Source organism: Pseudomonas veronii, assembly GCF_001439695.1.
Classification (GTDB): domain Bacteria; phylum Pseudomonadota; class Gammaproteobacteria; order Pseudomonadales; family Pseudomonadaceae; genus Aquipseudomonas; species Aquipseudomonas veronii.
In genome coordinates, this window is sequence record NZ_JYLL01000013.1 from 24593 (window position 1) to 40259 (window position 15667).

At 63.2% G+C, this 15667-nt stretch carries 13 protein-coding genes; 4 read left to right on the forward strand and 9 right to left on the reverse strand.

Going from position 1 to position 15667, the window contains the following annotated elements; all coding sequences use genetic code 11:
- Window positions 1-73: 73 nt before the first annotated feature.
- The 6 genes from TU80_RS17065 to TU80_RS17090 all read right to left on the reverse strand — a co-directional run bounded on the left by TU80_RS17065 (window position 74) and on the right by TU80_RS17090 (window position 8996).
- A complete protein-coding gene (locus TU80_RS17065; RefSeq protein ID WP_057004967.1) occupies window positions 74-3484 on the reverse strand; it encodes a YncE family protein in 3411 nt (1136 codons plus the stop codon).
- A 132-nt stretch (window positions 3485-3616) separates the two neighbouring features.
- Window positions 3617-4645, reverse strand: coding sequence for an AbrB family transcriptional regulator (locus tag TU80_RS17070; RefSeq protein ID WP_057005007.1), 1029 nt, complete (start codon window positions 4643-4645; stop codon window positions 3617-3619).
- A complete protein-coding gene (locus tag TU80_RS17075; protein ID WP_046384377.1) occupies window positions 4638-6152 on the reverse strand; it encodes a tripartite tricarboxylate transporter permease in 1515 nt (504 codons plus the stop codon). Before TU80_RS17075 ends, TU80_RS17070 begins: the two co-directional genes overlap by 8 nt.
- Before the next feature lies 1 nt (window position 6153).
- Entirely contained in the window at window positions 6154-6612 is a 459-nt protein-coding gene (locus tag TU80_RS17080) for a tripartite tricarboxylate transporter TctB family protein (RefSeq protein ID WP_046384376.1), read from the reverse strand.
- A 60-nt stretch (window positions 6613-6672) separates the two neighbouring features.
- Entirely contained in the window at window positions 6673-7662 is a 990-nt protein-coding gene (locus tag TU80_RS17085) for a Bug family tripartite tricarboxylate transporter substrate binding protein (protein WP_164887021.1), read from the reverse strand.
- A gap of 41 nt (window positions 7663-7703) precedes the next feature.
- Window positions 7704-8996, reverse strand: a complete 1293-nt coding sequence (locus TU80_RS17090) for an OprD family porin (RefSeq protein ID WP_046384374.1) — start codon at window positions 8994-8996, stop codon at window positions 7704-7706.
- Between the two features lie 234 nt (window positions 8997-9230).
- Here TU80_RS17090 and TU80_RS17095 point away from each other — a divergent pair, with 234 nt between their 5' ends.
- Together TU80_RS17095 and TU80_RS17100 are read left to right on the forward strand one after the other, a co-directional pair.
- Entirely contained in the window at window positions 9231-9902 is a 672-nt protein-coding gene (locus tag TU80_RS17095; protein ID WP_017844905.1) for a response regulator, read from the forward strand.
- Window positions 9895-11280 (forward strand): sensor histidine kinase, encoded by a 1386-nt coding sequence (locus tag TU80_RS17100; RefSeq protein WP_017844906.1) that lies wholly within the window; start codon window positions 9895-9897, stop codon window positions 11278-11280. The genes TU80_RS17095 and TU80_RS17100 overlap by 8 nt, the downstream gene beginning before the upstream one ends.
- Here TU80_RS17100 and TU80_RS17105 read toward each other — a convergent pair whose 3' ends face one another.
- Both TU80_RS17105 and ygfZ read right to left on the reverse strand, forming a co-directional pair.
- Complete coding sequence (locus TU80_RS17105) at window positions 11281-12102, reverse strand: HDOD domain-containing protein (RefSeq protein WP_017844907.1); 822 nt, start codon at window positions 12100-12102, stop codon at window positions 11281-11283.
- A gap of 36 nt (window positions 12103-12138) precedes the next feature.
- Window positions 12139-13080, reverse strand: coding sequence for a CAF17-like 4Fe-4S cluster assembly/insertion protein YgfZ (ygfZ, locus tag TU80_RS17110; protein WP_057004968.1), 942 nt, complete (start codon window positions 13078-13080; stop codon window positions 12139-12141).
- A gap of 139 nt (window positions 13081-13219) precedes the next feature.
- On the opposite strand from ygfZ, the gene TU80_RS17115 reads away from it, so the two are divergent.
- A complete protein-coding gene (locus TU80_RS17115) occupies window positions 13220-13474 on the forward strand; it encodes an FAD assembly factor SdhE (protein ID WP_057004969.1) in 255 nt (84 codons plus the stop codon).
- On the forward strand, window positions 13458-13907 hold the full coding sequence (locus tag TU80_RS17120; protein WP_017844909.1) for a protein YgfX: 450 nt from the start codon (window positions 13458-13460) through the stop codon (window positions 13905-13907). The genes TU80_RS17115 and TU80_RS17120 overlap by 17 nt, the downstream gene beginning before the upstream one ends.
- Here the strand turns inward: TU80_RS17120 and nadB are convergent.
- A complete protein-coding gene (gene nadB, locus TU80_RS17125) occupies window positions 13876-15492 on the reverse strand; it encodes an L-aspartate oxidase (RefSeq protein WP_017844910.1) in 1617 nt (538 codons plus the stop codon). The two genes, TU80_RS17120 and nadB, sit on opposite strands and share 32 nt — an antisense overlap.
- Window positions 15493-15667 lie beyond the last annotated feature (175 nt).

Below are 15667 nucleotides of genomic sequence, written 5' to 3' on the forward strand. Positions count from 1 at the left end.
GTCCTGAACCCGGGACTGCCTAGCTGTGAGAAATGACAGTGCCGACGAATGGTGAACCCGACTTGTCCGTCAGCTAAAACACCACCAACGACACTGAATCCCCGCCGATATTGGCCACGTAGCCGTGGGAATCGTCTGGAGCCACCACCAGCCCGCGCGGCTTGTTAAACCCGGCATAGCTGCCAATCACCTGTCGCGAGCGCGTATCGATAATGCCCAGCAGGTCGCCATCGGTCTGCGACACGTAGGCCCGATCACGCCCGCGTTCGAAGGCGATGTCGTAGGGGCCCAGCAACCCGGTCAAGGTCTGCTCGATGCGCTGGGTCGAGGTGTTGCCGATCGTGACGCTGCCGCCTTCGCGCGCGCTGATATACACCTGAGAGCCACGGGGGTTATGGGCAATGGCGACGGGGGCGGAGCGGGTGTCGGCGCTGTTGATCAGGCTGTTGGTCGGCAGATTGATGATGGACCAGTCGAAGAATGTGGCCACGTGTGCGCGGTTGTTATCAGGGCTGACGGCGACATCAATGGGCGCGCGCACCGGGATCGAAGCCACGCGTTGGTGGTTGCTTGTGTCGATGACGACCAGGCGCGATGCACCTTCATCGGCCACATACAGGCGCGAGCCGTTGGCATTGAAGCGAATGCCTCGGACGGTGGTGAACCCGGTCAGCGTGTCGATCAGCGAATAGTCCCGCGTGCTGTAGAGGCGAATCGGGGTGTTGGTGGCGCTGCTGTTGTCGGTCACATACAGACGCTCGGCCGTTGGATGAATGGCCAGGCGCAACGGCGAGCCCGGCACCTCGAAGCTGTCGATGACGCGGTTACGCAGGGTGTCGATGACCCAGATCGAAGTGCGGCCGAAGGTGCAGGCGACGTAGAGCCGCGTACCGTCCGGGCTGAGCGCCAGGGCGTTCGGCGAATTGCCCACCGGGATTGTGGCGAAGATGCCCACGGTGTTGCTTATGCGGTAGTCGACAGGGCGAAAGGCGATGGCGAAATCCTTATGGGCGCTGCCGTTCAGCGATACCCGCGCCTCAACCCGCAGGGTGCTCTGGGTCGGCAAGGATTGCAGATAATCGGCGGGTAAGCGGACTTCCACGCGTTTGGCATTGAACTCCGCGGCGCTCAGCGGCGTGCCGTCGCGCAGCACCCGATTGGCCGCGGCCTTGATTTCGAGCCACACCGGCTGCCCGGTCCGCATGAACGGCCATGCCTGAATCACTGCACTATGCGCCACGTTGGCGTTGATGATGCCGTTCGACGCCTGGGGCACGTTGACCAGGTCCAGCACTTGTTCGGCCAGCGGGTCGATGGTCAAGGTCAACACCTGGGAGATGCTGGTGGCACCGGCACGGGTCACGGTATAGGACAATGCAGCGTCTCTGCCCAGGTTGGCGGCAATCACCCGATTACTGATGATGAAGTCGACATAACCTTTCATCGGGTCGCCTGGCCGTGGATTGATGACGGGCGTTCCGAGCCCGTAGGTGCCGGTGAATCTGGGCTGGATATCATCGCTGGCCAGCATCGGCTTGTAGCTCACCCGAAACGTGCAGACCGGCGGCTCCAGCACATGTTGCGGGTTGAGCCGGGCGGTGGAGGGGTCGGCGATGTTGATCGTGCTTTCCAGAATATGCGGCACCGGCAGTTGCAGACCGCTGCCGACGCTCATCACCAACGCCTGGGAATAACGGGTGCGCTGGCCGGCGTGCTCCACCCGATAGTAAATGCGCGCCGAGCCGTTGAGGTTGGCCACGACAAACACCCGTGCGATGACAAACGCCAGGTCCTGCCCGACCCACGGCCGGGTGATAGGGAACCGGTCCGGTGGGGCGCTGCCGCCCATGGCGCTGCCTTCGACGTACAGGGTGACCGTGGCGCCTTCCGTGAAAGCGGCATGCGCCGCAACCCTCACGTTGGCATTGCCTCGGGATTGCTCGGGGTCGAAGTTGAAGGCAGGGGCGGGTGCTTGCAACACCTCAGGCGCGGGCAGGGCGTCCTGGGGCTCGCCGATGTTGAGTTGCAGAATGGCCGACGGTGGGCGCCCCCCGGCGGTGTTGATGTAGTAGTAGAGCATCAGCTCGCCGCCATCGAGCTGGCGGATGTCACCGTCGATCCCATTGTGCAGTTCGAACACGACGCTGCCTTCGCCGGCCGGCAACCCGTGCTCCTGATAAAAACGGTGGCCGTTGGCGTAGGTGCCTTCCAGCACCAGCGTGACGCGGTCAAAGGGCTTTTGGCCGGTGTAAGCCGCGATCGTAACGGTCACCGGGTCGGTCAAGGGATGCAGAACGCCGCCGCTGGCGGCCGGCACTTGCGGTGCCACGAGGCCGGTTTGTTCGGGGGTTCCGCTCACTTGGACGAAGGTGTTTTCCGAGGGGCGGTTGACTTGCCCTGTGCGAATTCGCTCATAACTCAGTTGGATCAAGGCGCCGATAAGCATACGCACGTCAGCATTGGGCCATGGGACGTCGACGAAAGGCGTTGTGGTCGATGTGATACTGGCATTGTAGGTCTGTTCGACATCGACACCTTCCGGCAAACGCCCGCGAATGGTCAGTCGAAGACCGTCGCCCGACGCCCAGCCTTTTCCCTCGACAGCCACCCTGAGGGTTGCGTCTTTGCCTGCCAGCGTGTCCGCATCCAGCGTGCCGGTCGGTGCTTCGACAATCTGGGCGGCGTCCAGCAACCGTTCGTTGGGATCCAGCCGCACTTCGATCAGTTGCATCGGCGAGCGCCCCGACGCGTAGTTGCCGACCTCATCGATGACATCGTAGGCGCAGGCCTGAAAGCCACTGCCGATGCGCAGCCAGGTGCCGTAATAGACCGTGATTGAAATCGGGTTGCGGCTGCTGGCCTCATTCTCTGTGACGATGTGCTCGATGATTTGCCCACCGATGATCAAGCGAATGCGATCGCGTACCGCCCGGTAGGTACTGGGAGGCCGGTTGAGGTCCAGCGGGTAAAAGGGGATTCTCACCACCACCCCACGCCCGGCTGCGGCCGAATCGATCAGGACCTGCGCCGGTTGCGGTCGCGACAGTTGTTCATTGACCCAGGGCGGGCGGGTAACGGGGTCGCTGCCGGTTGGCGCCACGGTGTCGATCTTGAGGGTCAGGCGTTGGGTTTCTTCTACGCGGTGATCGAGGTGCGTCACCCGGAAAAATACGGGCCCGGCGGCGCCGTCGACCAAGCGGGCCAGGGAGATGTGCAGGGTAATCGCCTTTGCTTCGCGCGCTTCTTGCTCGGTTACGGTATGGAAGTCGACCGGGACCAGCAGGTCGCTACAGAACAACTCGATGAAATCGCCTTCAAGCTGGCCTGCGTAGGCGCGCAAGATGCAAATCAGGCCCGCGCTGCCATGGCTCTCCAGCAGCAGTTGATACACGCCGCCGGAGAAGCCCACGACCGGGGTCGTCAGGCCGGGAATATAAGGCGACAACTGCGCGACGAAAGGGGGCGCGTTGCGGTCTGGAGCCATGGTTTTCACCTCGTGCTGGGCCAAGGAGCCGAAAAGGTCCGGGGCACACAAGGATTGAACGCAGAAGGGCTGCGAGCAGGCTAGCTGTTAGAAATGACAGTGCCGACAGGCGGTAGCGGCCCTCGGCAGCCGCTAGCCTTGGCGGTTCCAATGCCTGAACAGCGGCTCCGCCAGAAACAACACGAACAACAAGCGCATCACCTGCATTGCCGTCACCAACGGCACCGACAGTTGCAGGGTTTCCGCGGTCAAGCTCATCTCGGCAATACCACCGGGCATCATGCCCAGGGTCAATGAGCGCAGGTCCAGTTGGGTCATCGCACTCAAGCCCACGGCGGCCAGCGTCGCCAGCACCATGGTCAAGGCGGTGCCGATCAAGGTGCGCGCCATGAACGACGGCGCACTGCGGAAGAACTGACGATTGAAGTGGCAGCCCAACCCGCTGCCGATCAGCCACTGGCCGATCTGGCTGCCGCCGTCGGGCAGGCCGATGTGCAGGTCCCACGCCACACTGGCGGTGGCACTGACCAACAGTGGCCCGAACAACCATGGGTTCGGCTGACGCAAGCGTTGCCAGCCCCAGGCCACCAGCGCACCGGCGGGAAACAGCAGCGCCAGCCAGGCCCAGCTCACCGGGGCGGGATGAAACTGCGGCGCGCCACCGTCCAGCACGTACTTGAAGATCGCCGGTACGCACAGCACCACCACCAACACCCGCAGGCTTTGCCCCGCCGCGACCCGGCTGAGCACCGCGCCATTGCGTGCGCCGAGGTTGACCATCTCGCCGGAACCGCCTGGCATGCTGGAGAAAAACGCGGTGGCGCGGTCTTCGCCGCTGCGGCGCATCAACCACACGCCGACCACGCTCGACAGGCTGGTGACCAGCGCGCCGAAGAAGATCAAACCGAAGTGGCTCATCACCTGTTCGATCACCAGCGGAGTGAAGTGCAGGCCGATACCGATGCCCACCACCCATTGGCCGCCTTTGCGCCCGCCGGGAATCTCCGCCAACTGCCACGGCGTGAGGCAGCGCACGAGGATGATCGCCAGTAGCGAACCGACCATATACGGCAACGGCCAGCCGATCTGGCTGGCCAGGTAACCGCCGGCCAGGCCGACCAGCGGTGTTCCCCACCAGTGTTTAAAGCTGGCCTCAGACATCGGCCACGGCACGACGCTGCAACGCACGTTTGCGGTAGATGCGCGCCAGCGGTAACAGCAGCATCACGGCGGTCAATACCCAGACGCCGAAGGTGATCGGGCTGGACCACAGGATCTCCAGCGCACCGTTGGAGATCGACAGCGCGCGGCGCAGGTTCTGCTCCATCAGGCCGCCGAGGATAAAGCCCAGCAACACCGGCGACAGCGGGAAGTCGAGCTTGCGCAGGATGTAGCCAAAGATGCCGATACCGATCATCAGGAACAGATCGAACGTGGTGGCGTGAACCGCGTACACGCCGATCGCGGTAATGATCGCGATCACCGGCACCAGCGCCCAGTTCGGCACGGCGAGGATGCGCGTGAAGATGCGGATCATCGGGATGTTGAGGATCACCAGCATGATGTTGGCGATGAACAACGAGGCGATCAGGCCCCAGACGATATCCGGTTGCTGTTGGAACAACAGCGGGCCCGGCGTGATGTTGTACAGCGACAGGGCGCCGATCATCACCGCGGTGGTGCCCGAACCCGGCACGCCCAGGGTCAGCATCGGCACCAGCGCGCCGCAGGCGGAGGCGCCGATGGCGGTTTCCGGTGCCGCCAGACCGCGCATGTCACCCTGCCCGAATTTACCGCTGGCCCCGGCCAGGCGTTTCTCGGTCATGTAGGCCACGGCTGACGCCAACGTCGCGCCGGCGCCGGGCAATACGCCCATGATGAAACCCAGCAGGCCGCACCGGATGTTCACCACAAATACCGACGAGGCTTCCTTCAGGTTAAACATCATCCGCCCGGTGGCTTTCACTGCTTCCTGGCCACGGTGGGTTTTTTCCAGCAGCAACAGGATCTCGCTGATGGAGAACAGGCCCAGCACCAACACCACGAACTGGATGCCGTCGGTCAGGTGGATGTTATCGCCGGTAAAGCGGTACACGCCGCTGTTGGCGTCGATGCCCACCGCCGACAGGAACAGGCCGATCAGCGCCGCGACAAAGGTCTTCAGCGGTTTATCGCCGGCCATGCCGCCGAGGCAGACAATCGCGAACACCATCAGTACGAAATATTCCGCCGGGCCGAAGGCAATCGCCCACTTGGCCAGCAGCGGGGCAAACAGCACCATGCCGCAGGTGGCGATAAACGCGCCGATGAACGAACTCCACGCCGACAACGACAAGGCCACACCGGCCAGGCCTTTGCGGGCCATCGGGTAACCGTCGAGGGTGGTCATCACGGTGGAGGCTTCGCCCGGGATGTTCAGCAGGATCGAACTGATACGCCCACCGTATTCGCAGCCCAGGTACACGGCCGCCAGCAGGATCAACGCCGACTCCGGCGGCAGGCCCAGGGCGAACGCGATGGGGATCAGCAGCGCCACGCCGTTGATCGGGCCCAGGCCCGGCAGCAGGCCGACCACGGTGCCGATCAAGGTGCCGCACAGCGCGGTCACCAGGTTGTAGGGGGACAGTGCCACGCCGAAGCCCTGGCCCAAATAGCCGAAAGTATCCATATCAGTTCTCCAGAACGTCGAGCAGGCCGAGGGGCAGCGGAACATCCATGGCTTTATCGAACAGCAGATAAAGGCCGACGCTCATCAAGGTGATGATCACCGCACCGGGCAACCAGCGGCCGCCATACAGCCGTGCCATCGGAATGCCGATCAACATGCTGCTGAGAATGAAACCGAGGGATTCGAAGGTGGCGGCAAACACGATCAACAGCGCCACGCAGATGCCGATCTTGATCAGGGTGGCGCGGTCCAGCGCGGGTTCTTCCTCAGTGTGTTTGGTCGGCTGCGGGCGAAACAGCATGTAGATCAGCGCCAGGCTCATCAGCCCAAGCATCAGCAGCGGGTAGGCCCGAGGCCCCACGGGTTCGTAGGAAAACGACGCCTGGTAGGGCCAGGCCATCAAGGCCAGGCCCGCGCAGGCCAGCAGCAGCGCGGCGGCGAATATGCGTTGTAAGAGCATGTTGAACTCCTGGGCCACGCCCCTGGTTCAGCAGGGCGTGGCCGCGCGACAGAGGGGCGATTACTGGATCAGGCCGAACTCTTTGGCCAGCACTTTGTAGTCCGCTACCTGCTTCTTCACGTAGGTGTCCAGCTCCGGGCCGGTCATGGCGAACGGGAACAGCTCGCGCTGGTCACGCAGCTTGGCGAAGTCTTCGGAGGCCAGCAGTTTGTCGAAGGCGTCTTTCCACCAGGCGTAGTCGGCATCGCTGACTTTTGGCCCAAGGTAGAAACCGCGCACCACTGGCCAGACGATGTCGTAGCCTTGCTCTCTGGCGGTCGGAATATCCTTCATTTCCGGCTCGTCCAGGCGCGCTTCGGAGAACACCGCGAGCAAGCGCATGTCTCCACTCTGGATATGGGGCATGGAATCGGAGATGTCGGTACTGCCCACCTGGATGTGGTTGCCCATCAGCGCGGTGACAATTTCACCGCCACCTTCCAGCGCCACATAGCGCAGGTCGCGCGGGTTGATCCCGGCGGCCTTGGCGATCAGCGCGGTTTGCATCCAGTCCTGGCTACCCACGGTGCCGCCGGAACCGATGACCACTTTGCTCGGATCTTTCTTCAGTGCCTGCACCAGGTCGTCGAGATTTTTGTAAGGCGAATCGCTTTTCACCGCGATGGCGCCGTAGCTGGTGCCGACCGCCGCCAGCCAACGCACGGCGCTTTCATCGAAGCGCCCGAACTTGCCCTGGGCCAGGTTCAACAGCGAGCCGCTGGACCAGGCCACCAGGGTGCCGCCGTCTGCAGGGCGCTGTGCGACCACGGCGTTGTAGGCCACTGCGCCCACGCCACCGGGCATGTAGGTCACGCGCATCGGCTTGCTCAGCAGCTTCTGGTTGACCAGCGCGCTTTGCGCCAGTTTGCAGGTCAGGTCAAAACCACCGCCAGGGGAGGCCGGGGCGATGCATTCCGGGCGCTTGGGTTCGTCGGCGGCCAGCAGTTGGCCGGCGAACAGCATGCAGCCGGCGGCGAGGGCGAATTTACGCAATGAAAGGGTCATGGTTATCTCCATCGTTGTTGTTATGAGTGGCTATTACCAGGCACTGCTTACCAGAGCGCGACGCTGTAACTGACCAGCAGGCGTACTTCATCCGCATCACGCGCTGAATAGTTGGAACGATAGGTCGCATTGCGCAGGCGCACGGCGACATCCTTGAACGTGCCGCTTTGCACCACGTACTTGATCTCGCTGTTGCGTTCCCACTCCTTGCCGGTCTCGCCGTTCTTGAGCTTGATATGGTCACCCGACAGGTAACGGCTCATGAAACTCAGGCCGGGAATCCCCAGCTTGGCGAAGTCATAGTCGTAGCGTGCCTGCCAGGAGCGTTCCTCAGCGCCGGCAAAGTCGTTGATCTGCACGAAGTTGACCAGGTACGGGTCGCTGCCATCCACATACGGAAACGCACTGTCGCCGGACATGTGCTGGTAGCCGGCGCTGAGCTTATGGCCATTGAGGGCATAGCTGAACAGGCCGTTGAGGGAGGTGTTGTCGATCTTGCCGCCGCGGGCGGCGCCGGTGTCGTCGCTGATCGCCAGGCGCAGATCGGTGGCGAAGGTGCCGGGGCCCATCGGGCGCGCAGCCACCAGGCCGAGGAAGTGCTGGCGGTACACGTCGTCGAGTTGGGCGAAGTGATAGCTGCCGGTGATCTTGTCGGCGAACTTGTAGTCCACGCCGCCGAAATTGAAGTGCTTGCCGGTGGCGCCGCTGAGGAAACGGCTGTTCTTGTTGTTGAGGGCGATGTCCTCGTAGTTGGTGTCGTCGCGGTCCTTGGCCTTGTCGAGACGGCCACCGGTGAACACCAGGTTCTTGAACTCTTTCGAGGTGATCAGGCCGCCGTTGAAGGTTTGCGGCAGGATGCGGCCGTCGTTGGGCTTGAGGATCGGCAGCTCGGGGATCAGCGCGCCGACTTTCAGTTCGGTGGCGGAGATCTTCACTTTGCCGGTCAGGCCCAGCTTGGAATACTCGTTGGCGGCGCGGCCATCGTCGTGGGTGGGCAGCAGGCCAGTGCCGGTGCGGTCGGGGCTGGAGTCGAGCTTGACGCCGAGCATGCCCAGCGCATCCACGCCAAAGCCGACGGTGCCATCGGTGTAGCCCGATTGCAGGTTGAGCATGAAGCCCTGGGCCCATTCGTCGCGCTTGGATTGCTGGGCGCTGGTGCCGTCGCGAAAGTCGCGGTTGAAGTACATGTTGCGGGTTTCCAGGGTCGCGCTGCTGTCTTCGAAGAAGGCGGCTTGGGCAAGCGGCGAAAAGCCGGCAAGGGTGGCGGCGCTGGCAAGGGCGGTTTGGGTCAGGCGGGAAAAACGCACAGGCGTGCAAGCCTGGGGCTGTGTCGACAGCATCGTTGAGTACTCCGTTATTGTTCTTATTTGACGAAAACGCTTCGAGGCGTTTTTCGGGCGCTACGGATCAGGCAGCTCGGCGGGCATGGCCTACCGTGGCTGGATGCTAAAGGGTGAAGCTTTCACTAACCTTTCAGTTGCCTTTCAATGTTTTCGGGCTTCACAGCCCAGGCGGCGCCTGTAAACTGCCTCGCAGAGCGTGGCGCCGACCACCCCCGAATGAGGTAGAAATCCATGCGTGTCCTCCTGGTTGAAGACCATTTGCAACTGGCCGAAAGTGTCGCCCAGGCGCTCAAGAGCACGGGTCTGACCGTCGATGTGCTGCACGACGGAGTGGCCGCGGACCTGGCCTTGGGCAGTGAGGAATACGCCGCGGCGATCCTCGATGTGGGCTTGCCGCGCATGGACGGTTTCGAGGTGTTGGCGCGCTTGCGGGCGCGTGGGAAAAATCTGCCGGTGCTGATGCTGACGGCGCGCAGTGATGTGAAAGACCGTGTGCATGGCCTGAACCTGGGCGCCGACGATTACCTGGCCAAGCCGTTCGAGCTGACGGAACTGGAGGCGCGGGTCAAGGCGCTGTTGCGGCGCAGCGTGCTCGGCGGCGAGCGCCAGCAGGCGTGCGGCGTGCTGGTCTACGACCTCGACACCCGCCGCTTCACGGTCGGCGGCGAGCTGCTGACCCTCACGTCCCGCGAGCAAGCCGTGCTTGAAGCGCTGATCGCGCGCCCGGGCCGGGTGATGAGCAAGGAGCAACTGGCCGCCCAGGTGTTCGGCCTCGATGAAGAAGCCAGCCCGGATGCGATCGAAATCTACATACACCGCCTGCGCAAGAAACTCGACGGCCAGCCCATCGCCATCGTCACCTTCCGTGGCCTCGGCTACCTGCTGGAAGCGCGCGATGCATAAGCCCAGCAGTCTGCGCTGGCGGCTGCTGTGGAACCTGGCGTTGTTGCTGGTGCTGTTGATGGTCGCCAGCGGCATGAGCGCCTACTGGAACGGCCGCGAAGCCGCCGACACCGCCTATGACCGCACCTTGCTGGCCTCTGCACGCACGATTGCCGCCGGCCTGACCGAGGTCGACGGCAGCTTGAGCGCGAATGTGCCGTATGTGGCCCTGGACACCTTTGCCTACGACAGCGCCGGGCGGATTTATTACCAGGTCAATGACATCGACCAGAAGCTGATTTCCGGTTACGAAAACCTCCCCGGCCCGCCGCCTGGCACGCCGCGCACCGATGATTACCCGGCATTGGCACGGTTTTACAACGCCACGTACCAGGGCCAGGCCGTGCGCGTGGTGAGCCTGCTCAAGGCGGTTTCCGAACCGAACATGAACGGCATGGCGGAAATCCGCGTGGCCGAGACCGATGAAGCCCGCGTCAGCATGGCCCGCAGCCTGATGGCCGACACCTTGCTGCGCCTGGGCATGCTCGCCATCGGCGCGCTATTGCTGGTGTGGTTTGCCGTGAGCGCGGCGTTGCGCCCGCTGGAGCGCTTGCGCACGGCGGTGGAAGAGCGCCAGCCCGACGATCTGCGGCCGTTGCCGCTGGTCGAGGTGCAGCTCGAGTTCGGCCCGCTGGTGCGTTCCATCAACCATTTCACCGAACGCCTGCGGGGCCAGTTCGAGCGCCAGGCACAGTTTATCGCCGATGCGGCCCACGAACTGCGCACGCCGCTGGCCGCGCTCAAGGCGCGCCTGGAACTCGGCCTGCGCGCCGAAGACCCGGCCACCTGGCGCAGCACCCTGGAAACCGCCGCGCAAGGCACCGACCGCCTGACCCATCTGGCCAATCAATTGTTGTCCTTGGCGCGCATCGAAAACGGCGCACGGGCGATTGCCGAAGGCGGGGCGCAATTGCTCGACCTCAGCCAACTGGCCCGCGAACTGGGCATGGCCATGGCGCCGTTGGCCCATGCGCGTGGGGTCGCGCTGGCGCTGGAAGCCGACGAGCCGGTGTGGCTGCGCGGCGAACCGACGCTGCTCAACGAGCTGTTGAGTAACCTGGTGGATAACGCCCTGGCGCATACGCCGCCTGGCGGCAATGTGATCCTGCGCGTGACGGCACCGGCGGTGCTGGAAGTGGAAGATGATGGCCCGGGCATTCCGCTGGACGAGCGCGACCGCGTGTTCGAACGCTTCTATCGCCGCAGTCAGCAGGGCCTGGGCTCCGGTCTGGGCCTGGCGATTGTCGGCGAAATCTGTCGCGCGCATCTGGCCCAGATCAGTCTGCATGATGGTGAACCGACGGGCTTGAAAGTGCGCGTCAGTTTTGTCGCCGGTTGATCAGTAGAACATCGACCGCGCTTCATCCAGTTCCGCACGCACGCTGTCGCTGTAAAGGTCCAGGCGCAGTTTCTTGACTGCCGGCAGGTTGGTGATCGGTACATCCGCCAGTGGATGCGCGGTGCCGCGATGGCAATACAGCACGGCGACTTGCACCAGGTCGATATAGTCGAGGCTGGCGGAGTCGCGTTCCAGGTCCAGGTATTGGCCCGGCAGCTTCACCAGCATCTCCGGGAAGTCCCAGCCACGCAGGAGTTTGTCGCCGAGCATTGGGTGGCTTTTCTCGATCATATGGTTGAGGCTGACCGGGTCAGAGAGCAACTCGTAATGGTCTTCGGCATAGGTCAGGATCGGCAGCACACCGATCTGGTGCACCAGGCCTCCGAGCGCTGCCTGGTCCGGCTTGAGCTGGCTGTGGCTGCGGCACAGCGCGTAGCTGACGCCCGCCACTTCCAGGCTGCGGCGCCAGACGTCGCGCATTTTCTGTTCGATCACTTCGGAACGGGCGTGGAAGATCTGCTCCATCACCAGGCCGATCGCCAGGTTGCTGCTGTAGTTGGTGCCCAGCCGGGTGATGGCGGTGTGCAGGTCGGTGACTTCCTGCGTCGCCCGCAACAACGGGCTGTTGACCACTTTGATCAAGCGCGCCGACAGCGCGGTGTCGCGACCGATCACTTTGCTCAAGTGGCTGATGCCGATTTCCGGGTCTTCGGCGGCCTGACGAATGCTCAGGGCCACTTCCGGTAATGTCGGCAGAACCAGGTCATCGTTGTCGATGGCCGCAATCAAAGCCTGTTGGACTTTTTCCGCCAGCTCGTTCATTCATGCTCTCTAAGGTGTTGCAAAGGGGTGCGACGATCAGTGCTGGATCTCTCGATCACGATCCAATTGGTAGGGCAGGTCAAGTAGTTGCAAACCGGGACCTTCGAGGGTGCCTAAATGCACATCACCACTCTCGGCTGCTTCGGCTTGCAGAACCGCCAGAAGTTCCACCATTTGGTCAGCTTTTGCCGCGATCACCACTTCGCCGATCGAGCTGTTGTGGCTGGGAGAAAACAGCGGCGTGCCGGGCTCGGGCAATTCAGCGGCATTCAGGCTCAGGCGGTACAGGCGACGCTTGAGTTTGCCCAGGTATTGCATACGCGCGACGATTTCCTGGCCGGTGTAGCAGCCTTTCTTGAAACTGACGCCGCCCACGGCCTGCAGGTTGAGCATCTGCGGGATAAACAGCTCGCGGGTCTGCGGCATGACCTGGCCGATACCGGCGCGCACCTGGCCCAGCAGCCAGTCATTCAAGTCAGCCGTTTGCAACTGCGCGGCCAATTGGCTGCGCACAGCTTCGGCTTGCTCGACGGGCGCCCAGAGTTCGACGCGACCAGGGGATACGCGGATGGCGATCAATTGTTCGCTGCGGACGACGCTGTCGGTCGCGGCCGGCAGCTCCAGGCCCAGGCTCGCCAGGGCCTGATCCGCGTTCGCCAGGCCGAAACGTGCCCAGGCGGCGCTTTCGTCGGTGAGTTTGGATTTGGAGAACACCGCGTATTTCTTCAGGTCGGCCAGTTGCGGTTCCAGCAGCTCGGTGGCCATGGCCAAGAGCACGCCATCACCTTGCAGCAGGATGCGAAAGCTCGACTGCATGCGCCCTTTTTGCGTGCAGCGCGCGCCGAGGCTGGCCTGGGTGTCGCTCAGGTAGTTGAGGTTGCAGGTGAGTTGGCCCTGCAGGAACTTGGCAGCGTCGGCGCCGCGGACGGCGAGAACGCCTTCGTGGGTCAGTGGGCAGAAGAAAGCAGAGTCGGCCATGGGTCATCGCAGGTCAAAAAGTCTAGGTGCATCATAGAGGGGCGCCCGACAAATGGATAGTTTCTGTAGGGGGCGACCAAAGCCGACTGTTCCGCTGCCTTGGGGCCTGTATACTTGCAATCTATTTGAGGAGCGTTCCATGGTCGAAGATGTAGAACTCAATCGCCTCTACTGGCACAGCCGTCGCGGCATGCTTGAGCTGGACGTGTTGCTGGTGCCATTCGTCAGAGAGGTTTACTCGACCCTTAACGAGGTGGATCGCAAGTGTTACGTGCGCCTGCTGGAATGCGAAGACCAGGACATGTTCGGCTGGTTCATGGAACGCGCTGAATCGGAAGACCCGGAGCTGCAGCGCATGGTTCGGATGATCCTGGATCGTGTCCAGCCCAAGTAATCCCGCCTTCGAATGCCGCTGGCAGGCCTCGCGGCTGTTGCTGGCGGCCTATCTCCTGGCCCAGTCGTCCGCACTGGGTGCGCTGCTGCTTGTCGATTTGCCTTATTCAAGCCTTGGCCTGTTGCTGTGCCTGGCTCACGCCGCCTGGGTTATCCCGCGCCATATCCGGCTGACTCACCGTTCGTCGATTCGCGGCCTGCGCCGTGACGAAAGCGGGTGGCAGTTGTGGAGCGAAGCGCGCGGCTGGCACCGCGTGCAACTGCGTCCCGACAGCCTGGCGTTGCCGTTGATCGTGGTGCTGCGCTATCGGGTGCAGGGCGAATGGGCGGTGCGGTCGATCTGTGTGCCCAAGGATTCGCAGGCCGCCGATGTACACCGGCGCCTGCGGGTTCGCCTGAAGTTCAGTCGGCGTAGGTGGTTGGCACCAGAATAGTATCGCGGGCCTCGGGCAGCATCTGCGGGTAGTCGAGGGTGTAATGCAGGCCCCGGCTTTCCTTGCGCTCCATGGCCGAGCGGATCATCAGCTCCGCCACTTGGGCCAGGTTGCGCAATTCGATCAGGTCGCGGCTGACTTTGTAGTTGCTGTAGAACTCGTCGATCTCATCCAGCAACAGTCGCACGCGGTGTTGTGCGCGTTGCAGGCGTTTGTTGGTCCGCACGATCCCTACGTAGTCCCACATGAAGCGTCGCAGTTCGTCCCAGTTGTGGGCGATGATCACGTCTTCGTCCGAATCGGTCACCTGGCTCGCGTCCCAGCGGGGCAGGGCGGCCGGGACGGGGATCTGCGGCAGTTGTTCAAGGATGTCTGCCGCCGCCGAACGCGCATAGACGAAACATTCGAGCAGCGAGTTGCTGGCCATGCGGTTGGCGCCGTGCAGGCCGGTGAAGCTGGTTTCGCCGATCGCGTACAGGCCGGGCACGTCGGTGCGCCCGTGTTGGTCGACCATCACGCCGCCGCAGGTGTAGTGCGCGGCCGGCACCACCGGGATCGGGCCTTTGGTGATGTCGATGTTGAAGGCCAGGCAGCGCTCGTAGACCGTCGGGAAGTGAGTCTTGATGAACGCTTCGGGCTTGTGGCTGATGTCCAGGTAGACGCAGTCGATGCCCAGGCGCTTCATTTCATGGTCGATGGCGCGGGCGACGATATCGCGCGGGGCCAGTTCGGCGCGCGGGTCGAAGCGTTGCATGAAGCGCTCGCCATTCGGCAGTTTCAGGTGCGCGCCTTCGCCGCGCAGGGCTTCGGTGATCAGGAAACTCTTGGCCAGCGGGTGATACAGGCAGGTGGGGTGGAACTGGTTGAATTCCAGGTTGGCCACCCGGCAGCCCGAGCGCCAGGCCATGGCGATGCCGTCGCCACAGGCACCGTCGGGGTTGCTGGTATAGAGGTAGACCTTGGCCGCGCCGCCCGAGGCGAGAATGGTGAAGCGCGCGCCGTAGGTGTCGACTTCGCCGCTGTTGCGGTTGAGTACATAGGCGCCGAGGCAGCGCTCGCCCGACAGGCCCAGGCGTTTCTCGGTGATCAGGTCGACGGCGACCCGTTGCTCAAGCAGTTCGATATTCGGGCGTTGGCGGGCTTGTTCGAGCAGGGTCCTGAAGATCGCGGCCCCGGTGGCGTCGGCGGCGTGGATGATGCGGCGATGGCTGTGCCCGCCTTCGCGGGTCAGGTGGAACTCGAAGCCGCCGTCATCGCTGCCGGCGTGATCGTCACGGGTAAACGGCACGCCCTGGTCGATCAGCCATTGAATGGCTTCGCGGCTATGTTCGACGGTAAAGCGCACCGCATCTTCGTGGCACAGGCCGCCGCCGGCGTTGAGGGTGTCTTCGACGTGGGACTGCACCGTGTCGGTGTCGTCCAGCACGGCGGCAACACCGCCCTGGGCCCAGAATGTCGAGCCATTGGCCAGGTCGCCTTTGCTCAGCACCGCAATGCGCAGGTGGCTGGGGAGGGTCAGCGCAAGGCTCAGGCCGGCTGCGCCGCTGCCGATCACCAGGACATCGTGTTGAAACTGTTGGCTCATTTGAAGGATTCCGCAAAAAGCGATCCACAGGGGCTGGCGCAAACAGGACGCCTGGATCGGCGAATCAAAGGGTCACACGGGCTACTAGTATATAGAGGGGGGGAGCGGCACAATAGCCGCGCATTCGTGGCAATGTGAAATTACGGTGCACGGCCAAGGTAAATGGACCGGTTAT